Here is a 22297-nt window from a genome sequence, read left to right as displayed (position 1 = left end):
CCGCAAGGTACAGTCCTCTTTGTTTTTGCTGATAATATTTGCTCAGACCTTGCAATTGACATAAAAACGTGGTATAATAATACTATTAATACAATGACACGGAGGAACACAATAATGTTATCTGATATCGAAATCGCTCAGGCTGCCGAAATGAAGCGTATAACTGAGATCGCAGCGGATCTCGGCATTGCTGAGGAGGACATAGAACCCTACGGACATTACAAGGCTAAGCTTTCAGAGGCTCTGTATTCAAAGCTTGCTGACAAAGAGGACGGAAAGCTCATACTTGTTACAGCTATAAATCCTACTCCCGCAGGTGAGGGAAAGACTACTATCAGTACAGGACTTGCAGATGCGATGCGTAAGATAGGCAAGAAATCAGTGCTTGCCCTGAGAGAGCCTTCTCTCGGACCTGTTTTCGGTATGAAGGGCGGCGCAGCAGGCGGCGGCTATGCTCAGGTTGTTCCTATGGAGGATATCAACCTCCACTTTACAGGTGATATGCACGCTATTACAGCTGCAAACAATCTCCTCTGCGCAATGATAGACAATCATCTCCAGCAGGGAAATGTATTACAGATAGACCAGCGCAGAATAATGTTCAAGCGCTGCATGGATATGAACGACCGTGCCCTGAGAAATATCCTTATCGGACTCGGCGGCAAGGCTAACGGTATCCCCCGTGAGGACGGCTTCAATATAACGGTTGCATCTGAGGTAATGGCTATACTCTGCCTTGCTTCCGATATCGCAGACCTGAAGGAAAGACTCGGAAATATCCTTGTTGCATATAATCTCAGCGGCGAGCCTGTTTACGCTAAGGACTTAGGCTGTACAGGTGCTATGACTGCTCTTCTCAAGGACGCTCTCAAGCCAAACCTTGTACAGACTCTTGAAAATACACCTGCATTTATCCACGGCGGTCCTTTCGCTAATATCGCTCACGGCTGCAACTCACTGAGAGCTACAAAGCTTGCGCTGAAGCTGGGCGATTACGTGGTAACAGAGGCAGGCTTCGGCTCTGACCTCGGTGCTGAGAAGTTCCTTGATATCAAGTGCAGAATAGGCGGACTTGCTCCTTCATGCGTAGTCATTGTAGCTACAATTAAGGCTCTGAAGTACAACGGCGGAGTTCAGAAGCAGGATCTTGCAAAGGAAAATATGTGGGCACTTGAAAAGGGTATCGAGAACCTGAGAACTCACATCGAAAATATGCATAAATACCATGTCCCTGTAGTAGTTGCGATCAACAGATTTGCTACAGATACAGATGAAGAGGTAAAATTCGTACAGAGCTTCTGCGCTGATATGGGCGTAGAGGTATCAATGTGCGAGGTATTCGCAAAGGGCGGCGAAGGCGGAAAGGATCTTGCACAGAAGGTTTGCGAGACAATCGAGCTTTGCGGCGAAAATGAATTCAAGCCTATTTACGATACACACGCTACTATCAAGGATAAGGTAGAGAAGATAGCTAAGGAGATATACCGCGCTGAGGGAGTTGTATTCACTCCTCAGGCTGAAAAGGCTATCAAGGAGATCGAGAGCATCGGTTTCTGGGATCTTCCTATATGTGTTGCTAAGACACAGTATTCACTTTCCGATAATCCTAACCTTCTCGGAAAGCCTAAGAACTTCAAAATAACAGTCCGCGATGCAAGACTTTCATCGGGCGCAGGCTTTGTTGTAATATACACAGGCGATATCCTTACAATGCCGGGACTTCCAAAGGCTCCTGCCGCACTGAATATCGACTGCGACAATAACGGCTGTATCACAGGACTTTTCTGATATGAAGATAATAACTCATTCACCTGCGGAGACCATTGAAGCCGCGCAGAAGCTGGGCGGTCTCCTTAAAGCAGGAGATATGATAGCATATAAGGGCGGACTCGGCGCAGGAAAAACTACCTTTACCCGAGGTCTTGCCATTGGCATGGGACTGGGCGACAGCGTGACTTCGCCTACCTTTGCCCTTGTAAATGAGTACCGCGGCGAGAATATCACGCTTTATCACTTCGATATGTACCGCATAAATACCGAGGACGACCTTGAGTCCACAGGCTTTTATGATTATCCATTTGAGGAAAACGTTGCGGCAGTTGAATGGTCGGAGAATATCGCTGAATTTCTTCCGAAGGACACTATTTATGTTACAATAAACAGCATTGGCGAAAACGACAGAGAAATTATAATTGAGGACGGTGGAAGATTTGCTGCTGCTTGGGATTGATACATCGGGAAAGACAGCTTCCGCAGCACTTTTCGATTCCGAGACTGAGCTGTTTCTTGCTCAGAGTACGGTATATACTCAAAAGACCCATTCGCAGGTCATAATGCCTATGGTAAAGGACGTTCTTGCGCAGGCAGGAAAGGAGCTTTCCGACCTTGACGGCATAGCTGCTGCAAACGGTCCCGGGTCTTATACGGGACTGCGTATAGGCGTTGCAGCCGTAAAGGCAATGAGCTTCGGACTTGGCGTAAAATGCTGCGGAGTATCTACTCTTCTCGGACTTGCCTGTAACAATCTTGCCTATAAGGGGCATATATGTGCCATTATGAAGGCGAGAGGCGAGCTTGTTTACACCTGTACCTATAAGAGCGACGGCTACTGCGTAGAGCAGATAACGGAGGAGCAGATAATCTCCCGTGACGAGCTTGCGGAGTACCTTGCTTTCAATGTAAAGGAAGCACTGCTCTGCGGTGACGGAGCTGCTGAATTCTATAATGCATATAATTCTCCTGCATTCACCATAGCACCGCCTCAGGGAAGGCTTCAGAGTGCTGTGGGAGTATGTCTTGCGGGAGTTTCAAGAAAGCTTTCAGAGCCAGAAGAGCTGGAGGTATCCTACTTGCAGAAGGTAAAGGCTGAAAAGGATCTGGAAGCCAAGAATAAATAATAACAATGGAGATGTTTAAAGATGATAGCTATCGGCTGTGACCATGCTGGTGTGGAAATGAAAAAGGCAGTTATTGAAGCACTTTCCGAAAAGGGCTTTGAGTTCAAGGATATGGGTACTGACGGAGAACCATGCGATTATCCCGTAATGGCAGAAAAGGTCTGCAAGGAGGTACTTGCAGGCAACTGTGAAAAGGGCATACTCATCTGCGGAACAGGTATTGGTATGTCAATTGCCGCAAACAAGTTCAAGGGCATCAGAGCTGCACTGTGTGCTGATTCCTTCTCGACACGCTTCACACGCCTGCATAACAATACAAATGTTATGTGCATGGGCGCAAGAACTCTCGGACAGGGACTTGCTTGTGAGCTTGCTGAAATATTCCTTACTACGGGCTTTGAGGGCGGTCGTCATCAGAGACGTATCGACCTTATAACCGAGATAGAAAAGAAAAACTGAAAGGGGCTGTTAAATATGGCTGAATTACACATTATAGACCACCCGCTGGTACAGCATAAGATATCTCTTCTGAGAGATAAGAACACAGGTACAAAGGAGTTCCGTGAGCTGGTATCTGAGATAGCAATGTTTATCTGTTATGAGGCTACAAGAGATCTTCCGCTGAAGGAGATAGAGCTTGAAACTCCTCTTGCTGTTGCAAAAACAAAGATAATTTCGGGAAGAAAGCTTGCTTTTATCCCTATTCTCCGTGCAGGACTTGGCATGATAGACGGTGTTACTACACTTGTTCCTGCTGCTAAGATAGGTCATATCGGAATTTTCCGCGATCCTGAAACAAAGTCACCTGTAAAGTATTACGCAAAGATGCCTGATGATATCGAGGAGCGTGACGCTATAATCGTTGATCCTATGCTTGCAACAGGAAATTCCGCAGTTGCTGCTATCAAGGAACTGAAGGAGCTTGGCGTAAAGCATATCAAGTTCATGTGCATCATCTGCTCACCTGAGGGCGTTAAGGCTGTTCAGGCAGCATACCCTGATGTTGAGATATATGCAGGTGTAATGGACGAGAGACTCAATGAGGACAAGTACATCGTTCCCGGCGTTGGTGACGCAGGAGACAGAATTTTCGGTACAAAATAAGTTTTTAGAGAGAGCCGCAGGCATGACAGAGACTGTCTTCGGCTCTCTTTTTATAAGAAATGGTGAATGACGGTATGGCAGATATAATTGAGATAACTTCCGAAAATAAGGGCATTACCGAAATATTTACCGCGCTTTCCGAGCCTCAGCTTTTGCATTATTTCGAGCCTGATGGCGGACTTTTCGTTGCGGAGAGCCCAAAGGTCATAGAACGTGCGATAAACGGGGGCTATGAGCCCTATGCAATGCTCATGGAACATAAAGATATTGACGGTCAGATGAAGGATATCCTTTCAAGGTGCGGCGGTATTCCTGTCTATACGGGAGAATTTGACGAGATAACCGAACTGACGGGCTTCAAGCTGATACGTGGAGCTCTGTGTGCCTTCAGACGGCGTGAGCTGCCGAAGGTCAGCGATATATGTAAAAACGCAAGGCGTGTAGCCGTGCTGGAGAATGTGGTGAATCCTACCAATGTGGGAGCTATATTCCGTTCCGCAGCAGCTCTGAATATGGACGCTGTACTTCTCACTCCTGCCTGCTCTGATCCGCTGTACAGGCGTTCATCGAGAGTGAGCATGGGAACGGTTTTTCAGATACCGTGGACTTACCTTGACAGTGACAGGGATTATCCGCAGCAGCTCCGTGAGCTTGGATTTAAAACGGCTGCAATGGCTCTCAGCGATGACTCGGTGAGCATTGATGCTCCTCAGCTTGCAGCGGAGGAAAGGCTTGCCATAGTTCTCGGTACTGAGGGTGAGGGACTTGCGGAAAAGACTGTAGCTGACTGCGATTATACGGTGAAGATACCCATGTCACATGAGGTAGACTCGCTTAATGTTGCAGCAGCAAGCGCAGTTGCTTTCTGGCAGCTTGGAAGATAAACTATAAAACATGATATGGGGAAAAAATATGAAACTATATTTTAAGCAGAAGGTATTTTCATTAAGACAGCGTACATCTATAACAGACGAATATGGAAATCAGGTATTCAATGCGGTAGGAGAAATATCTATCGGACGCAGAATGCATCTTTATGACAATAATAACAATGAGGTAGCATTCATTCAGCAGAGACTTATGAGGCTTTTGCCGCGCTTTTCGGTATATATCGGCAATACTCACGTTACGGATATTGTAAAGGAGTTCAAATTCTTCAAGAACGATTATCATCTTGAGGGGATTGACTGGAAGATTAACGGAAGTGTTATGGCGCATGATTATACAATAGAAAGCGGCGGAAGATATATAGCTTCTATCCATAAGCACTGGATGACATGGGGCGACAGCTTTGAAATTGACATCAATGACGGTGAGGACATTGTACTTGCACTTGCAGTAATAATCGCTATAGACTGTGTTATCGACTGCTCACAGTCAAATAACTGATCGGAGGTCAATATGAAAAAGTTTAAATGGGGCATTATCGGTACAGGTAAGATAGCCCATACATTTGCAACAGCTCTAAGACATAACGAAAACGCGCAGCTCTGCGGAGTCGCTTCAAGAACTGCTGAAAAGGCAGAGGATTTCGCAAAGAAATTCGGCTTTGAAAAAAGCTACGGCAGCTATAAGGAGTTTGCAGAGCAGAGCGACGCTGAGATAGTTTACATAGCTACTCCTATGTCGTCACACTTTGATGATGCAGTTCTCTGCCTTGAAAACGGCAAGAACGTGCTGTGTGAGAAGTCTCTTACCGTTCACGCTGAGGAAACAAAGGAGCTTATTGCTCTTGCGGAAAAGAAGGGACTTTTCTTCATGGAAGCCATGTGGATGAAGTGCAGACCTGTATACAGAAAGATGAAGGAATGGATAGCTTCGGGACAGATAGGCGAGATCGAGTACATAAAGGCTGATTTCAGCAATCATATCCCTTATGATGCGAATGACAGGCTTTTCCGTGAGGACTGCGGCGGCGGCTGTCTCCTTGATCTGGGCGTATATCCTCTTACACTTGCACACGATCTTCTCGGAATGCCCGATGAGATAGTTTATGATGCCCATATGCGATACGGAGTTGATATAAGCAATTCCATAAGACTCCGCTACAATAACGGTGCGTTTGTGTCTGCGGACAATGGCTTTGAGGTGCAGCTCAGCAATAATGCAGTGATATCAGGCAGCAGGGGATATATTATCCTCGGAAACTGGTTCCACTGTACCTGCGAGGGTACGCTTTTCAGTAAGGACGGAAAAGAGGTCGAAAAGTTCGTTCACCCCGATGCGATAAACGGTTATGAGTACGAGGTGGAGGAAGTCCACAGATGCCTTGAAAAGGGGCTGAAGGAGAGTCCGCTGGTTCCGCACAGCGATACTATCGCAGTTATGGAGCTTATGGACAGGCTGAGAAGCAGTAGGTTTTAATCTTAGGGACGACCTTGTGTCGTCCTTTTTTTATGCCCTTCTATAATAGGGTATAAAAAACTGTTTTTTCAACGGAAAACCATTGATTATCAGGAAAAATTTTTTCTATGTTATATACAAAAAAATGAGCTTGTATTTGTTTGATATGAATATTGGGGCAGTTGTTTACTGTGTAATGGCAGATATTGCAGTCTTATACTAAACTGTTTACTGATATTTAATTGATTTATTATTCTAAATGTGGTATAATAATAGCAACTAAAAAAAGGAGTTACTTTTATGGCTGTAAATGATATAAACCGAATGAAGGAGCTGAACGAGCTGCTGGCAAAGGCTGCGGACGCTTATTACAATACAGGCGTTGAGATAATGTCCGATAAACAGTACGACGACCTCTATGATGAGCTTGAAGCACTTGAAAAAAAGACAGGCATTATCCTCAGCGGGAGCCGTACACAGCAGGTAGGCTATGAGGTGTCTTCTTCACTGAAAAAGATACGTCACCCCTCGAAAATGCTCTCGCTTGACAAGACCAAGAGCGTTGACGAGCTCAAAAGCTGGCTGGGCAGTCATAAGGGCTTTCTCAGCTGGAAGCTGGACGGACTTACTCTTGTGCTGACCTATGAGGAGGGAAAGCTGGTACAGGCTGTGACCCGCGGAAACGGTGAGATAGGCGAGGATATAACCGCAAACGCACGGCACATCAAGGGTATACCTGCTCGTATCCCATTCAGCGGTCGTATGGTAGTACGCGGTGAGTCTCTGATGAAGTACAAGGACTTTGAAAAGGTGAACTCCGAGATAGACGAGGGGGCAAAGTACAAAAATCCCCGTAATCTTTGCGTGGGAACTGTACGTAATCTTGACTCCCGTGTTACTGCGGAGAGAAATATAAATTTTTTTGCATTCAATCTTGTGTCAGCCGAGGGCTATGAGGAGAACTCCTTCTCGCAAAGGCTCAACTGGCTGGAGGAGCTCGGTTTTCAGCGAGTTTACGGCGTTCTTGTGGACTCCGATACCGTTGAGGGAGCAGTTACGGACTTTGAAAAAGCTATTGTGGAAAATGAATTTCCGTCCGACGGTCTTGTGCTCATGTATGATGATGTAGCCTACGGATTAAGCCTCGGCGAGACCTCTCATGCGCCAAGAAACGGCATTGCCTTTAAGTGGCGCGACGAGACTGCGGATACTGCGCTCCGCGAGGTGGAGTGGTCGGCGAGCCGTACAGGTCTGCTCAATCCTGTTGCGATATTTGACCCTGTGGAGCTTGAAGGAACTACGGTCTCACGAGCTTCTGTCCATAATCTCAGCATAGTGAAGCAGCTGAGACTTGGCATAGGCGATACACTTACCATATTCAAGGCAAATATGATAATCCCGCAGGTGCTGGAGAATAAGACAGCTTCGGGAACTTTGGAGATACCCTCTGTATGTCCTGTCTGCGGAGCTGCAACGGAGGTGCGCACATCAGATGACGATGTTGAGACCCTTGTCTGTCCCAATAAGGACTGCGCAGCTAAGCATATCGGTAAATTCGAGCATTTTGTGCAGCGTGATGCCATGAATATAGTTGGAATGTCAACGGCAACTATTGAGACTCTTATATCTGAGGGATTTGTCCGTGAGTTTCGCGATTTCTACCACCTTGACGACCATAAGGCAAAGATAGTCACTCTTGAGGGCTTCGGCGAGAAGTCATATCAGAAGCTTAAAGACGCAGTTGAGGCTTCAAGAAAAACAGAGCTTAGCCGTGTGCTGTATTCGTTGGGAATACCCAATATAGGCAGGCAGGCTTCAAGGTTAATATGCGGCACATACACTACAGCCGAGGAGATAGAAAAGCTGTCAACAGCCGAGCTTACGGCAATTGACGGCATAGGCGAGGTGCTTGCGAGCGATTATGTCAGCTTTTTCAGGGACAGCCGAAATCTTGAGGAGTTCCATAACCTGCTTGCAGAGCTTGAAATAACCGAAGCAGAAGCTGTGAACGGCGAGTCTGCCATTGCAGGCAAGACCTTTGTAATAACGGGTTCAGTCCATATATGGAAGAACAGAAACGAGCTCAAAGCCTTTATAGAGCAAAATGGGGGAAAGGCAGCAGGTTCGGTATCTTCAAAGACTGATTACCTTATAAATAACGATTCAACTTCAAATTCATCTAAAAACAAAACTGCAAAGGAGCTTGGAGTACCTATAATCACAGAGGAGGAATTTCAGGCACTTATGCAGAGCTGACGTACTTTTTTCGGAGGAGATATGAACACTGAATTATTGCTGAAAACTGCAATGTTCGTGAACTTTTCAAGGGAGGAGCTTGAAACGGCTCTTATGGCAATGGAGCTGAGAGTAAGAAGCTACAGAAAAGGCACGAATATACTCAGTGCAGGAACAATGACGAATGACCTGTGCATAGTTGCCGACGGCAGTGTTTCCGTTGAAAGCAGCGATACGCGCAGTGAACGTAAGGTCCTGAGCATAATTATGAAAGGACAGACTTTTGCAGCGGCATATGCCATGCTGCCCGATGAGCCGTTGCTTGTGGATTACTGCGCAAACGAGGATTGCAGCGTGCTTTTTCTTGACATGAGCAGGCTTGCGGACAGGAATGAAGAATGGGCGGTAAAGCTCAGGAATAATCTTCTTATGGTGTCGCTGAGGAATGAACTCATGCTTTCGGAGCGAAGCTATCATACAGCATCAAAGAGTGCAAGAGGGCGCATTATGGCTTATCTCGGTACAGTTGCACTGCAAACAGGCAAGAGCGAATTCGATATACCATACGACCGCCAGCAAATGGCAGATCATCTTAATCTTGAGCGTACAGCTCTGTCGAAGGAGCTTAGCCGAATGAGAGCTGAGGGAATGATAGACTACTGTAAAAATCACTTTGTGATATTCAGCGGTAAGTAAGGGACAGCGTCCCGTGTATAGGAGGTGAAAAAGTGATAGACCTTACAAAGATCGAAAAATACAAGGAAAATAACCGCATAGAAGCGAAAAAAGCTATAGGCGGACTGCCCATAAGTCTTTGGGAAACATATTCTGCTTTCGCAAATACTCTCGGTGGTATAATTCTCCTCGGTGTAGAGGAGCATAAGGACAAGTCACTTCACCCCGTAGACCTGCCTGACCCCGAGTGGCTTATCAGCGACTTCTGGGAGATAATCAACGACAAGAGAAAGGTCAGCAGAAATATCCTTGCCGAGCGTGATGTGAGGATAGTTGAGACCGAGGGCAAGCATATAATCGTGATAAACGTACCGCGTATAAAAAAGGGCGAGGAGCCTATATATCTGGGCGGAAGTATTTATACAGGCACTTATAAGCGCAGCGGCGACGGCGACTATAAATGCTCCGTAGAAGAAGTTGCAGAAATGCTGAGAAGTAAATGAATAATAAGGGAGAGACCTGATGAAAATGTCTCTCCCTTAGTTTTTTATGACAGGTCAGAAAAACACAGGCTAAAGCGAGTGTAATATATGAATGCATTCAAAGGAGTGAAATGATGACAGATAAAGAGCTGCACTGTAAAATGGAGCAGTCAGCCGAGGAGGGCAGACGTGCGCTGTTTGACGAGTATTGCGGGTATGTTTATGCGATATGCGCAAACAAGCTGAAGGGCTGCGGCACAAGCGAGGACATTGACGAGTGTCTCAGCGATACATTTGCGGCGGTATTCCGATATCTTGAAAGCCATGCAGAGGCAGACGGCGATCTGAGAGGAATAATCGGCACTATAGCAAAACGTACTGCTATAGGCTATTTCAGGCGGCTTTCACCTAAGGCTGAAACTACAATATCCATTGAGTCGGAGAGCATAGGCGAGCTTTCGGCTGATATCAGAGTTGAGGAGACTGCGGAGAGAGCAGCTCTGCGTGAGGCAGTTCTCGACTGTATGAAAAAGCTGGGTGAGCCTGATGCGTCTATCATAGTTTACTTCTATTACTACGGAATGAAAACAAAACAAATAGCCGAGCTTGTAAGACTGAGCGACACCGCGGTACAGAAAAGGCTGAGCAGGTCAAGAAAAAAGCTCAGGGAGCTTCTGAGCGAGGCAGGTATCACGGAGGAGGGATATCAATGAGATCAGAGGATTTATTCAATGATATAGATGACAAAACTGCTGACAGGCTCTCGAAAGAGTATCCCGTCCTCAATGACGAGCAGAAAGAGAGGCTGTACGCTATGAGTAAAAGAAAGTTTGATATAAACAATGAAAATGAGAATAACTGTATTGATGTATCGGGAGTTGAAAAATACCGCAGACCTAAGTGGTATAAGGGCGCAAGTGTTGCGGCTGCGGCTGTGCTCCTTGTTGCCGGAATAGGCGGCAGTATGGCGTTTATAAGCCGCAGCGGTCAGTCGCCGTCAGCAGAGGTGGAGGAGATAGTTCTTGAGCCCACAGAGACTACGACAGAGGAAGTAACAGAAGCTGTTACAGAGGAACTGACCGAAGCAGAGGAAGTTGACACAGACACTATTGCAAAGTCTCTTATTGACGATTACAGGGAGTTTATGTGTGCCCTCCATGCAGGAGACCTTGAAGTTGACAAGTCTGATATTATCTCAAGGACAATGAAAACAGAGGACGGTCAGTTTGAGTATCAGTTAGAGTTCTATCGCGTTATCGACCAGAGATACCCCACATGGGCAGATATTGAAAAGCGCTGTTTAGAAATACTTGATAATGAATTAGGACATAAAGTACTTGAAATGTGTTCTGATATTGATGAAGATACTAAAAAGCATACATTCGTGTGCACCACGGATAATGGATACTATATCGAAAAAGGTATCCACGATATCGGTGTAGAAACATTAAAATGGGAAGGATACGATTTAAATAGTGAGTTTGACGAGAATGGCAATATAATTGCAGCTATAAGACATACACATCAAATCGAGTCGCAAAATTTTACTCTTGAGACCACATTTACTATCGTGAACACCGAAAATGGCTGGCGCATAAGTGATGTTACGGAAAAGCCCGTTGAAATAACAAATGAAGATAACAATGATATAAATGCTCAGTAAAAACACAAAGGGACTGCAAACAAATGCAGTCCCATTTTTTATAATTATATTGTTGCATGAATTGCGGGACGTCGGGGACGCCGTCCCCTACATATAGTCCCGATTTTTTTATTAATTCAGCTTGTGCCGTAAGCGATGTACAATTAACGATTTTGTTAAGAGTAAACGAGTTTACGAGTGCCAACGTGGCTGGGATCAAACTGCCTCAGTTTGCCATACCTGCTGTGATGATAGCCATTTTGTAAACTTCGTCAGCGTTGCAGCCTCTTGAAAGGTCGTTGATAGGAGCGTTAAGGCCCTGAAGGATAGGACCGTAAGCCTCATAGCCGCCAAGTCTCTGAGCTATCTTGTAGCCGATGTTACCAGCTTCGATAAGTGGGAAGATGAATGTGTTAGCCTGTCCTGCAACCTTTGAGTCAGGGCACTTTGTCTTAGCAACCTCTGCTGAAACAGCAGCGTCGAACTGGAATTCACCGTCGATAACGAGGTTAGGATCAATGTTTCTTGCTTCGATTACAGCATCGTGGCTGAGCTGAACTGTGCCGCCCTTGCCTGAGCCGTATGTAGAGAAGCTGAGAACTGCTACCTTAGGATCAATGCCGAAGAAATCAGCAGTCTTTGCAGTCTCAACAGCAACCTCAGCAAGCTGTCTTGCAGCTGAAAGAACTACATTGCCGTCCTTGTCAAGTCTGTCTGTGTATCCGAGATTGATAGCGCAGTCGCCCATAGCTATCTTTTCTTCCTTGCCGTCCTTCTCACGGAAGAGAATGAATGAAGAGCTTACGAGGTTTGAACCCTTCTTTGTCTTGATTATCTGGAGAGCAGGTCTTACTGTATCAGCTGTGGAGTATGTAGCACCGCCGAGAAGAGCGTCTGCCTTGCCAGCCTTAACGAGCATAGTACCGAAGTAGTTGGACTTTGAGAGAGCTGTGCGGCACTCTTCCTCTGTCATCTTGCCCTTTCTGAGCTCTACCATCTGAGCTACGAGAGCGTCCATTTCAGGATAAGTAGCAGGATCAAGTATCTCTGCACTGTCAATATTGAAGCCGCCGTTCTTTGCAGCAGCCTTTACCTCGTCAACGTTGCCGCAGAGGATAACGCCCATGAGGTTTTCCTTGATAAGTCTGTCAGCTGCGGAGAGGATACGTGGATCGCTGCCCTCAGTGAAGACGATAGTTTTCTTGCTGGATTTAAGGTTTGCTATAAGCTTGTCAAACATTCCCATTTTGAGAGACCTCCATTGGATTTAATTTTTACCCTACTATTATAGCACAGTTGTTTTGCAAAGTCAAATATTAATTGTAGGGGACGGCGCCCTCGACATCTCGTAAGTTGCAAATGTATGGGCGGCGTTTCGTCGCCCGAAAAATATAGTAAAAGCGTTATTTTATAATTATCTTCTTGAAAACGTCTTCAATATCCTCTTTTGCACCGTCAAAATGTGGCCATGCGTTGATTCTATCGCCGCTTTTTCTCGGTATCACATGGATATGAAAGTGCTGTACGGACTGTCCTGCGCTCTCTCCGCTGGCATTGAGGAGATTGACTCCCTCGAAGCCGCAGTTCTCAACAAGATGACAGGATACTTTCTTTACGGCGGATATAAGCTGTGAAAGAGTATAATTATCGCAGTCAAGGATATTATGGGCGTGAGTTTTGGGGATAACAAGAATATGACCGTCAACGTCCTTGGCCGTATCCATAAAGGCAATAGTATATTCGTCCTCATAGACAGTCATTGACGGTATGGAATGGTCGGCAATTTTACAAAAAATGCAGTCTTTCATTGTTTTATCCTTTCTGAAAATTGATATAGAGCTGTTTATACTCCGTATTTTATCTTAATGCGCTGGAGCTTCTCACCGAAAGGCGGCGCGAGCAGATAAAGGAACAGTACGTTTGATACCGCATATGACACAGTGTAGGGGATAGCTGTTACAAGTGCCGCAAGATAGAGATTTATATCGAAGCCCTGATTATACCACAGGACAGTCCATATATCCATGATGAATGAATATGCCAGACCTGCTGCTGCTCCGTATATGAGCAGCAGAACGCGGCTTTTCAGGAGCCTGTCTGCAAGGAGTCCTGCGAAGAAACCTATAAGTCCCCATGCAAGCATCTGAAAGGCAGTCCACGGACCCTGTCCGAAGTAGAAATTGGAGAGTATTGCAGACAACGAACCTACCAAGAAGCCTGCTTCACTGCCGAGATACAGAGCTGTAATTATAGTAAGTGCGGCTATTGGCTTTAGAAAGGGGATAAAGCGTCCTGCAAAGCATAAAGCCACCATGACTGCAACAATGACCATTCGGCGCGTTCCCGTGGACTTTTTTTCAAAGCCTGCCGCGAATAGGAGAAGTGCAGAAACCGCTACGGCGAGAGATATGATTATGTGCTTTTTTTCGTCGAAAGCAACTGCTCCCACTATCGTTATCATAGGCACTGCAATAAACGGGACGGCAATCCTTATCATATCGCGCATTTTTTTGCTTTTTATCAGGAGCATGGCACTACTCCCTTCTGCCGTTAATTCGGCATATTTCGGCTGCGTCGTCAACGGTGATGATATTGTCGTAATAACCGCGGGTCATTCTGCTCACAGCAGTTGTGTAAAAGCTGCTGCGAGGGAAGAAATCATGTGGAGTACCTGTGGAAACGATTTTTCCGCCAAAGAACATAGCGCACCTGTCTGCACAGACTGCGGCAAATTCCACATCGTGAGTAACGGTTATAATGGTTACTCCTTTAGCCTTCAGGCTTTGCATAACTTTTATCATGTTGAGCTTTGCAGCGGAGTCAAGCCCCTTTGTAGGCTCGTCGAGAAGCAGTATTTTCGGCTTTGCGGCGAGTACCTTTGCAAGTGCAGCAAGTTGTTGTTCACCGCCTGAAAGGTCGTATGGGTGCTTGTCAAGGAGATGAGAAATGTCGTAAGGCAGCTCAGAAAGCTCCGCACCACATTCTTCAAGTTCCTCGCGGACAGTATTTTTCAGAAATACTGTCTGAACGTCCTGAGGAAGCATTGCAAGACATTCGCGGTAAAGAGAGCGGTTTTTGTATTCTTTAAGCTTCTTGCCAAGCACCTTTATCCTGCCGCTGTAGGCTCTGAGGAGCCCTGCTGCTGCGGAAAGAGCAGTAGTCTTGCCTGAGCCATTTCCACCCAATATGCAGAATATCTCACTGCTGTACACTGTGAAGCTCAGTCCGTCAAGAATGTCCCTGCCGTCACGGGAATAGCGGAAATAAACGTCCTTGAATTCAAGTGCCGCAGAGTCGTTATGCTCATACGATGCCTGCGGAAGTACACGGGTCGTATTATTATAGCTGTTTTCGATGAAAGACCTGCCCTCGCGGACTGTCAGCGGACAGCTGCCGCTGCCGCCGAGCATTGCGTAAATACGCGAAGCCGCAGGCATACCGCAGAGTATCTGAGGGCGGTTTTTAAGCTGTGCAACAGCTTCTGAGGGGGGAGCATCAGCGATGATACTGCCCTTTTCCATGACTATGAGCTTATCGCATATGGGAACAACGTCCTCAAGGCGGTGCTCCGCCATTATTATAGTAAGACCGAAATCTTGATTGAGTCGTTTGAGGGTAGCTATGAAGTCTGCGGCAGCAATAGGGTCAAGCTGTGCGGTAGGTTCGTCGAGTATAAGCAGCTCGGGCTGCATGACAAGGACGGAAGCAAGATTGAGGAGCTGCTTCTGTCCGCCCGAAAGCTCAGCGGTATCTCTGTCAAACCAGTCGCCGATACCGAAATAGCTTGCCATTTCAGCAATGCGTCGGTATATCTCATCGGACTTTACGCCCAGATTTTCCAGTCCGAAGGCAAGCTCATGCCACACCTTGTCCGTGACTATCTGCTGTTCGGGACGCTGCATTACAAAGCCTATTGAAGCAGCGGAAGTCCTGTCATCGAGGGAGGATAGCTCCTTTCCGCAGAAGCTGACATTTCCGCTCACATCTCCCAGCGGCGAAAGCTCACGTTTCAGCATACGCAGCAGAGTGGATTTACCGCTGCCTGTAGCTCCACAGAGTACAGCGAATTCTCCTTTTTCCAGTGAAAGGCAGATGTTTTTCAGTGCAGGAGAGCTGCATTGAGGGTAAGTGAAGGTCAGATCGTTGACCGCAAGTATTTCCATTTTAATCTGACCTCCGTTTCGATAATGAGCGGCAGCAGTATGAGTGCGCCGTAGGATATAATTCCCGATATACCGAGTATATTGGGAGAATTTAGTTTTATTTCAGGGTAAAAGTCTATGCTGAGGGAGTCTGTCCCCACAGCCGCGGCAGTTACGCCTAAAAGCAGCAGTGTAGCAATGAGCAGGATAATATCCCCGCTGCGGAAACCGAAGCGCCGCAGCTGAGTGCGCTTTCCTGTGCCGTAGCCGCGAGCCTCCATGCTGTCTGCCGTGATTATGCCGTTTTCCAAAGCCCATGTTACCATGACCGAAAACACCCTTGTACGCCCCTTTATGTCGTCAATGATGTTGTCGTCCTTGTAGAGTCCCATTGCGGTCTGAGCATCGTTGATTTTGGCTGACTGCCTGCTGAAAAGCGGTACAAATCTGAGTGCCATTGACAGCACAAGCGACAGCTTTGGCGAAAGTGCGCCTGTGAGATACAGCAGCTTTTCGCTCGTCATTATCTGAGTGAATGAGCGGAACCAGTACAGCACACCGATTATCATAGCTGCCGAATTCACGCCGTACAGCAGAGCTTCAAGAGTTACGGGATTATGGTTCATAACAAAGAGTACGGTCTTTCCGTTATGTGATACGAGCGGATTTGCAAGGGCGAGTATCACAAAGAGTATCCAGAAGAAAAGATGCTCCTTACCGTGAGAAAATCCGTTCCTTACCATGAATAAAAGCACTCCGCCCATAAGTGATATCGCCATGAGCAGGGGATAGTTGCAGAACATTGCTATCCCTGTAACGCTGAAAAACCATACTGCAATGACTATGGGGTTGTATTCAGAAAACTTCCTCATTTTCGTATACCTCATCAAGATCGTGACCAAGCTCGCAGGTGTAGAGCCATTCTATTTTATCGCCGTCGCTGAGCACGTATTCTCCGCAGTTCCTTGAGGGCGTGATACCGTTTACGTGGTAGACCCAGCCTGAAAGGTCGCCGAAATCGAATTCGTAGATGTAGTTTATTCCCGCAATGTATATCATACCGTGGGAGCCGCCTGAGCTGCCTGTATTTTCTACCTGTATGCCGTAGGTCTGAGCAGCCTCTGTAAGGATATCGAAAACTGTGTCACCTGCTTCTATATCAAAGGCAGTAGGCGCAAGTATAACACCGTCCTCGGGGATATACTCTGAGTTTGACTTGCCTGCGATAGTATCGCATCTTATCTCTATGGTAACAGTTCCTATGGCATTTTCCTTGTGCTTTTTCTTGCCGCTGTAGTATTCCTCGGGTGAGGAAATATCTGTGACAAGAACGATGATAACTGCCGCGCCTGCAACAATTGCAAGGAATATGAAGTTCTTGTAATTGCGTTTGCCGATGATAAGCATTATAAGTGCGATAACAGCGGCTGAACCAATAATAATCAGTATGACAGCGGGCTTATAGTTTTTGTGCTTGTTTGACTGCTGAACAATAGTAGTTGCAGATATCTTTGCATCAGAAGCTGAGCTTATAACAGTTGAAGTAATAACAGCAGTCTTTGAAGAAATTGTAGTTTTGCTGCTGACAGTCGTAACCGATATTTTTGCTGTGGAAACGGTGGCTTTTGCGTCCGTACCCTTATTTGCAGCCGTAGTCTGAGCATTAGTATGATTTTCTGCATTGTTATTTACGTTATCATCGTTATGCTCAACACTGTTATCATTTTCGTGAGCATCTTGCCTGTGCAGGCTGCAATTATCAAGGATAAGCAGGGGAGAGCGTCCTTCCTCCATACGCTTGAAGGCGATAAGTGAGTACATTGACTGGACGGTCGCAGTTTCGTTGGAGTCTCCTCCCATAGCGTGACAGAAACTTCCGTCACTGAGCTGATAGGCGGTGATACCGTCGATGACGTTATTGCCGTTCTTGATGAACCTGTCATCGTATCGGCAGTCTATGCCTAAAGCCGACAGCGCAGTAAGCACTTGAGCGGCACTTTCGGGATTGGGAGTGCCGAAGCTCTGATAGCCGCCGTTATCCTCCTGACGGCGTGACATAAAGTCAAGAGCTCTGTCAACAGCATCCGCAACATCGCTTCTGCCGCAGTTCGGAGCAAGAGCCTGCACGGTCATGGCTGTAACGTCGATATCGCCGTATCTTCCGAAAAGAGCCCAGCCGCCGTCATCGTACTGCATGGAAAGGATAGTGTCCACAACAGAGTCTTTAGTGAAATTATGGCAGGTATAGCCGTTATTGAGTACATGAAGACCGTATATCCAGCTCATCATGCCCTGCTCGCCAATAGAGCTGTCAAGGATATCGGAGATATAGCAGTCGGAGCTTCCTGCGGCACACAGAGCAAGTGCGTATTTTTCACGGGAGGTAGCTGAAGCAACAGTATTATTGTCGAGGTAGCTGCGCAGAGAGCTTTCATAGGCGGAAAGGTCGGTATATCCGTCCTGACTGAGGGCGATAACGTACCAGTCCGAGGTCCTGCCTGCACCTTCCGCACATTCGCTGCCGAGCCATTCCTGTACGCTGCCGCAGCCTGCCTGTCTGAGCTTATAATCAACGATACCGCCGATGACAGATTGGATATCATCGGCGGTATATTCACTGCACTCAGCCCTTAAAGGGATAATACTGAGTGAAAGCATCAATGTGATGACAGAGCACAGGATACCCGAAAGTATCTTATTCCTCATCTTTGCGTCTGAAAGCAATAGCAACTGCGGCAGCTGCACCGAGTGCGAAGAAAGTTATACCTGCACCCTTGTCTCCGGTCTTTGGAGAGCTTGACTTATTTGCAGTAGTAGCCTTTGCTGTGGACTTTGTGGTAGCTTTTGTAGTTTTTGCTGTAGTAGTTGTTGTTGTTTCTGTAGTTGTAGTAGTAGTTTCTGTAGTGGTAGAAGTAGTAGTAGTTACAGCATTACCGTTGATATTCACAGTAAATACAGGCGGAGCTATCTTTACTGAATCTGTAACAGCACTTACAACGTTCTTTCCTGGTTCTGTAAGAGTAACCTTGAAGCTGCCGTTCTCATCGGTAACGATATCGGTCTCCTTGTCGTTTATGGTTATTTTTGCACCTGCAACAGGCTTTGTTACAGGCTGCCAGTTCTCATCGAAATCCACATACATGAGGTTCATTTCGGTCTCATATCCTGGATCGCTATCAGCGTGATTTCTTATTGTGAAATAGCTGTAGTGGTAATTGAGATCCTTAGGATCAGGGAATACATAAGCATCTATAAATGAGTCATTAGCAACGATATCAGATAAGCCCATAGCCATATTATGGTTTACATAATAGCCGTAGCTGCCGCCGTTTTCAACGCCCCAGAGCTTGTCAAGACCCAGTCCCCACTGACCAACGGAGGACTTATAGCCTGCTGCTGCACCGCCCTCATAGAACTTTTCGTGAGCGAGATAGAGTGCATCATTGATAGTGAGCTTGCCGTCATTATCTGTATCTGTAACAACGATAGGCTCCTCAGCAATAACGATCTTGCTGTTATTATCAGAGATAGTAACATAGACCTTTGTTTCGTCCTCTGCACCTGCTGTCATGCAGATAGCTGAACATGAGATAAGCAGAGCTGCTGCCATAGCGATTGATTTTTTCATATTGACCGACTCCTTTAAAAATAATTAGGGCAACAAAAAAGCTTTTCCGCAGGGCAGAAAAGCGCAACTGAGAAGCTTCGCGTAACAGCGAAGTGGGTAGGCATACGTTTTTCATTGTCCAAAAACGATAAATACCTGCAAATTTCGGCGAGCGATCCGACTGTACGGCAGTGACTGCTGCGACGGGATTTCACCGTGCTTCCCTCAGTTCCGAACTGCAAAATATTAACTTATGCACATATTATAGCACACTGCTTTTGCACTGTCAAGCAAAGAAGATGCTAATAAGTAATAAGATTTTATCAAAGCTGTTAGCCCATAGTTTGTATTGGCACAAACAGTGTGCGCAGGTTGTTAAGTTGTAAAAATGTTTGGTAAAGCGTCCTGAATGTGCCGCGATATTCGAGTATATGTTTGTAGGGATATTATCCGCTTGCAGATACAAGCTTACCGTATTATTTCTTATCCTTATAAGCGTAGCCGAAATTGATAGGTGGAGCAGTTACGGACACGTAAACGAACTCCTCATCGCCGTCGTTGAGCAGACCATGAACGTCCTTATCTGCGAAGCGCACCACATCTCCTGCCTTGAATGGCTTTGTGGTATCATTTTCGAGAAGGAGCTTGCCGCTGCCTTTTGTTGCGTACCATATCTGCTCCGAAGCATCGTGGGTATGTCTTGGCTGACTTGCACCCACTTCAAGGTGTACCTCAGTAATAGTAACACGGGTACTTGCGGAATTTTCGGGATTGAGGAGCTGACGGGAAACTACACCCGGATTTGAAAGCTCTCTTATGTCGTTTGCACTGATGAATTCCATGATTATTCCTCCTTGATATAAAACACACCGCAGCTGCTTTAGCTGCGTTGTTACGATAAGCTTTATTCTGTACAGCCTTCCAGATTCAGAAGCTCCTTGGTATTGAATTCCTCGGGAGTAATGAATGTAGGCACCATTTTATGAAGAGCAGCTATAGCGATAGCCTCGTCGTTTTTAAGGGCAGCGTCGCGGAGCTTTTTAAGGCTCTTTGCGAAACATTCCTCGTCGATATCTATCTGCTTGCCTATGAATATGAGCTTGTTCGAGGTCTTCTGGAGTCCCTCCTCATTCATAAGAAGCTCTTCTTTTATCTTTTCACCTGGTCTGAGACCTGTGAAAACAATAGGTACATCTTTATAAGGCACTTTTCCGTACATTCTTATGAGATTTTCCGCTAAAGTAACTATCTTTACGGGCTGACCCATATCAAGTACGAAGATCTCGCCGCCGTGAGCAATGGCAGCAGCCTCCATAACAAGGCTTACAGCCTCAGGTATAGTCATAAAGTAGCGGATAATATCCTCATGTGTAACTGTTACAGGTTTGCCCTGCTCTATCTGCTTCTTGAAAAGCGGGATAACAGAGCCGTTTGAGCCGAGTACATTGCCGAAACGTGTGGTAACGAATTCTGTCTTGCCTTCATGCTGCTGTGAGAGGTACTGCACGATCATTTCGCAGCATCTCTTTGAAGCGCCCATAGCGTTTGTAGGATTTACAGCCTTATCTGTAGATATCATAACAAATTTTTCTGCGTTATGGAACTGAGCAAGTGTGGCAACATTGAATGTACCTACAACGTTGTTCTTTATAGCCTCCATAGGTGATACTTCCATGAGAGGGACGTGCTTGTGCGCCGCAGCATGGAAAACTATCTGAGGCTTATATCTTTCAAATATCTGGTTGATACGGTAATAATCACGTACAGAAGCGATAAGGGTAACGAGATTGAACTCGCCGCCGTATTCCATTAAAAGCTCCTGCTGTATCTCATATGCGTTATTTTCGTATATATCAACGATGATGACCTGCTTGGGGTGATACTTTGCTATCTGACGGACAAGCTCGGAACCGATGCTTCCGCCGCCGCCTGTTACCATGCATATCTTGTTGTTGATGAAAGCCTTTATGTCCTTGTTGTCGAACTTGATAGGATCACGTCCGAGGAGCTCCTCGACCTTGATATCGCGTACCTGTCCGAGAAGGGTAGCTGAATCATCAAGGATAAGATTTCCGATAAACGGAACTATTTTCAGAGGAAGCTTTGTATCGTTGCATATATCTATGATACCCTTGCGCTCCTCAGCTGTGATTGAGGGTATAGCAAGGATAAGCTGTTCGATATCGTATTCCTTGACCAATCTCGGTATATCCTCTGTTCTTCCCACGATCTTTACGCCGAGAACGTCAGTCCCCATTTTTGCAGGATCGTTGTCGACAATGCAAAGTGGGTTGAAATGTGCTGAGACCTTATCCTCTGTATAAGGTGACTTCTGAGCATTGAATATCTCCCGCAGGAGCATTTTACAGGCAACGCCGCCGCCGATTATCAGAGTACGTTTTGCGCTGTCGCTGAATTTTACTTCCGATTCCACAATAAACCTCCCAAAACTCCGCTTCTTATGCGGAAAATTACTTCAAAATGTCTTTTTCGCTTATATATCTTTTTATTTCCGAAAAGCATTTTTCCTCCTCGCCGCTGTTGTCGAACCTTACGGTTATACCTGCCTGAGCAAGCTTTTCTTCGGAAAAGTCCTCACTGTCGGCAATAAAGCGGCGGCAGAGCTCGGTATACTTTGGGACAGACTGAGTGCGTTCACGCTCGATAGCGCGTATAAGCCTTACATCGTCCCTTACCTCTATATAAAGAGGGATAACGATATCACCGCAAAAATGCTCTTTGATTTTCAGGTATGATTCAAGAGTGCCGATGCCTATACAGCTGCCGTTGTCAAGGGAGATGCTATCAGCTGCGGTGAAGTATGTCCATTCACCGTAGACGGTATCATAAGTACGTTCTTCGATGACCATGCCTTTTTTCATCATATCATCGAAGGTATCTCTGTCAACAAAATGGTATTCTCTTCCGTCCTTTTCGTTGTCTCTGATAGGACGGGTAGTGTACAGGACTATCGGGGTAAGACCCAATTCGGAAACGATGCGTCTGAAAAACGTATCCTTTCCCGATGAGCTTTTACCCATGATATAAAAAATGTGGTTCATTTACAAGCTCCGAAAATAAAATCATGTTTTTTGCAGATTTCTCCACGATATTAAATTATAACACATCATAATCAAGAAATCAAGGGTACAGGTGTTCATTTTTTGCTA

General features: G+C 46.1%; 23 protein-coding genes. 13 read left to right on the top strand and 10 right to left on the bottom strand.

Annotation, left to right across the window (positions count from 1 at the left end):
- The first annotated feature begins 114 nt into the window (after window positions 1–114).
- The 13 genes from BUB28_RS13825 to BUB28_RS13765 all read left to right on the top strand — a co-directional run bounded on the left by BUB28_RS13825 (window position 115) and on the right by BUB28_RS13765 (window position 11399).
- Window positions 115–1788 carry a formate--tetrahydrofolate ligase gene (locus BUB28_RS13825; protein WP_072952132.1) on the top strand — a complete coding sequence of 558 codons (1674 nt, stop codon included), beginning with the start codon at window positions 115–117 and terminating at the stop codon, window positions 1786–1788.
- Between the two features lies 1 nt (window position 1789).
- The gene (tsaE, locus tag BUB28_RS13820; protein ID WP_072952131.1) at window positions 1790–2230 is read left to right on the top strand and encodes a tRNA (adenosine(37)-N6)-threonylcarbamoyltransferase complex ATPase subunit type 1 TsaE; all 441 of its coding nucleotides are present in this window, start codon (window positions 1790–1792) and stop codon (window positions 2228–2230) included.
- Window positions 2211–2897, top strand: coding sequence for a tRNA (adenosine(37)-N6)-threonylcarbamoyltransferase complex dimerization subunit type 1 TsaB (tsaB, locus tag BUB28_RS13815; protein ID WP_072952130.1), 687 nt, complete (start codon window positions 2211–2213; stop codon window positions 2895–2897). Before tsaE ends, tsaB begins: the two co-directional genes overlap by 20 nt.
- Window positions 2898–2918: 21 nt before the next feature.
- Complete coding sequence (gene rpiB / locus BUB28_RS13810; protein ID WP_072952129.1) at window positions 2919–3356, top strand: ribose 5-phosphate isomerase B; 438 nt, start codon at window positions 2919–2921, stop codon at window positions 3354–3356.
- 15 nt (window positions 3357–3371) lie between these two features.
- A complete protein-coding gene (upp, locus tag BUB28_RS13805) occupies window positions 3372–4001 on the top strand; it encodes a uracil phosphoribosyltransferase (RefSeq protein ID WP_072952128.1) in 630 nt (209 codons plus the stop codon).
- A 74-nt stretch (window positions 4002–4075) separates the two neighbouring features.
- Window positions 4076–4885, top strand: a complete 810-nt coding sequence (locus tag BUB28_RS13800) for a TrmH family RNA methyltransferase (protein WP_072952127.1) — start codon at window positions 4076–4078, stop codon at window positions 4883–4885.
- 28 nt (window positions 4886–4913) lie between these two features.
- Window positions 4914–5390 (top strand): LURP-one-related/scramblase family protein, encoded by a 477-nt coding sequence (locus tag BUB28_RS13795; protein WP_175547859.1) that lies wholly within the window; start codon window positions 4914–4916, stop codon window positions 5388–5390.
- Between the two features lie 12 nt (window positions 5391–5402).
- Window positions 5403–6365, top strand: coding sequence for a Gfo/Idh/MocA family protein (locus BUB28_RS13790; protein ID WP_072952125.1), 963 nt, complete (start codon window positions 5403–5405; stop codon window positions 6363–6365).
- 279 nt (window positions 6366–6644) lie between these two features.
- Window positions 6645–8600 carry an NAD-dependent DNA ligase LigA gene (gene ligA / locus BUB28_RS13785; protein ID WP_072952124.1) on the top strand — a complete coding sequence of 652 codons (1956 nt, stop codon included), beginning with the start codon at window positions 6645–6647 and terminating at the stop codon, window positions 8598–8600.
- A gap of 21 nt (window positions 8601–8621) precedes the next feature.
- Entirely contained in the window at window positions 8622–9275 is a 654-nt protein-coding gene (locus tag BUB28_RS13780) for a Crp/Fnr family transcriptional regulator (protein ID WP_072952123.1), read from the top strand.
- A 32-nt stretch (window positions 9276–9307) separates the two neighbouring features.
- Window positions 9308–9757, top strand: coding sequence for an AlbA family DNA-binding domain-containing protein (locus BUB28_RS13775; protein ID WP_072952122.1), 450 nt, complete (start codon window positions 9308–9310; stop codon window positions 9755–9757).
- A 110-nt stretch (window positions 9758–9867) separates the two neighbouring features.
- Complete coding sequence (locus tag BUB28_RS13770) at window positions 9868–10449, top strand: RNA polymerase sigma factor (protein ID WP_081373539.1); 582 nt, start codon at window positions 9868–9870, stop codon at window positions 10447–10449.
- Window positions 10446–11399 (top strand): hypothetical protein, encoded by a 954-nt coding sequence (locus BUB28_RS13765; RefSeq protein WP_072952120.1) that lies wholly within the window; start codon window positions 10446–10448, stop codon window positions 11397–11399. The genes BUB28_RS13770 and BUB28_RS13765 overlap by 4 nt, the downstream gene beginning before the upstream one ends.
- Window positions 11400–11604: 205 nt before the next feature.
- Here BUB28_RS13765 and pta read toward each other — a convergent pair whose 3' ends face one another.
- The 10 genes from pta to BUB28_RS13715 all read right to left on the bottom strand — a co-directional run bounded on the left by pta (window position 11605) and on the right by BUB28_RS13715 (window position 22189).
- A complete protein-coding gene (gene pta, locus BUB28_RS13760) occupies window positions 11605–12624 on the bottom strand; it encodes a phosphate acetyltransferase (RefSeq protein WP_072952119.1) in 1020 nt (339 codons plus the stop codon).
- Window positions 12625–12781: 157 nt separating this feature from the next.
- On the bottom strand, window positions 12782–13186 hold the full coding sequence (locus tag BUB28_RS13755) for an HIT family protein (protein ID WP_072952118.1): 405 nt from the start codon (window positions 13184–13186) through the stop codon (window positions 12782–12784).
- A 35-nt stretch (window positions 13187–13221) separates the two neighbouring features.
- Window positions 13222–13908 carry an ECF transporter S component gene (locus tag BUB28_RS13750; protein WP_081373538.1) on the bottom strand — a complete coding sequence of 229 codons (687 nt, stop codon included), beginning with the start codon at window positions 13906–13908 and terminating at the stop codon, window positions 13222–13224.
- Between the two features lie 4 nt (window positions 13909–13912).
- Window positions 13913–15541 carry an ABC transporter ATP-binding protein gene (locus BUB28_RS13745; RefSeq protein ID WP_072952117.1) on the bottom strand — a complete coding sequence of 543 codons (1629 nt, stop codon included), beginning with the start codon at window positions 15539–15541 and terminating at the stop codon, window positions 13913–13915.
- Window positions 15514–16392 carry an energy-coupling factor transporter transmembrane component T gene (locus tag BUB28_RS13740; protein WP_072952116.1) on the bottom strand — a complete coding sequence of 293 codons (879 nt, stop codon included), beginning with the start codon at window positions 16390–16392 and terminating at the stop codon, window positions 15514–15516. Before BUB28_RS13740 ends, BUB28_RS13745 begins: the two co-directional genes overlap by 28 nt.
- On the bottom strand, window positions 16376–18226 hold the full coding sequence (locus tag BUB28_RS13735; RefSeq protein ID WP_072952115.1) for a DUF4430 domain-containing protein: 1851 nt from the start codon (window positions 18224–18226) through the stop codon (window positions 16376–16378). The genes BUB28_RS13740 and BUB28_RS13735 overlap by 17 nt, the downstream gene beginning before the upstream one ends.
- Window positions 18216–19148 (bottom strand): NPXTG-anchored protein, encoded by a 933-nt coding sequence (locus BUB28_RS13730; RefSeq protein ID WP_072952114.1) that lies wholly within the window; start codon window positions 19146–19148, stop codon window positions 18216–18218. Before BUB28_RS13730 ends, BUB28_RS13735 begins: the two co-directional genes overlap by 11 nt.
- Window positions 19149–19603: 455 nt before the next feature.
- Window positions 19604–19969, bottom strand: coding sequence for a cupin domain-containing protein (locus tag BUB28_RS13725; RefSeq protein ID WP_072952113.1), 366 nt, complete (start codon window positions 19967–19969; stop codon window positions 19604–19606).
- A 62-nt stretch (window positions 19970–20031) separates the two neighbouring features.
- Window positions 20032–21561 (bottom strand): polysaccharide biosynthesis protein, encoded by a 1530-nt coding sequence (locus BUB28_RS13720; RefSeq protein WP_072952112.1) that lies wholly within the window; start codon window positions 21559–21561, stop codon window positions 20032–20034.
- A 37-nt stretch (window positions 21562–21598) separates the two neighbouring features.
- Window positions 21599–22189 carry a guanylate kinase gene (locus tag BUB28_RS13715; RefSeq protein ID WP_072952111.1) on the bottom strand — a complete coding sequence of 197 codons (591 nt, stop codon included), beginning with the start codon at window positions 22187–22189 and terminating at the stop codon, window positions 21599–21601.
- Window positions 22190–22297 lie beyond the last annotated feature (108 nt).

Origin of the sequence: Ruminococcus flavefaciens (assembly GCF_900143025.1) — a bacterium.
Classification (GTDB): Bacteria; Bacillota; Clostridia; order Oscillospirales; family Ruminococcaceae; genus Ruminococcus; species Ruminococcus flavefaciens_I.
The sequence above is the reverse complement of the archived record's forward strand: the minus strand, read 5'-3'. Positions and strand labels throughout refer to the sequence as shown.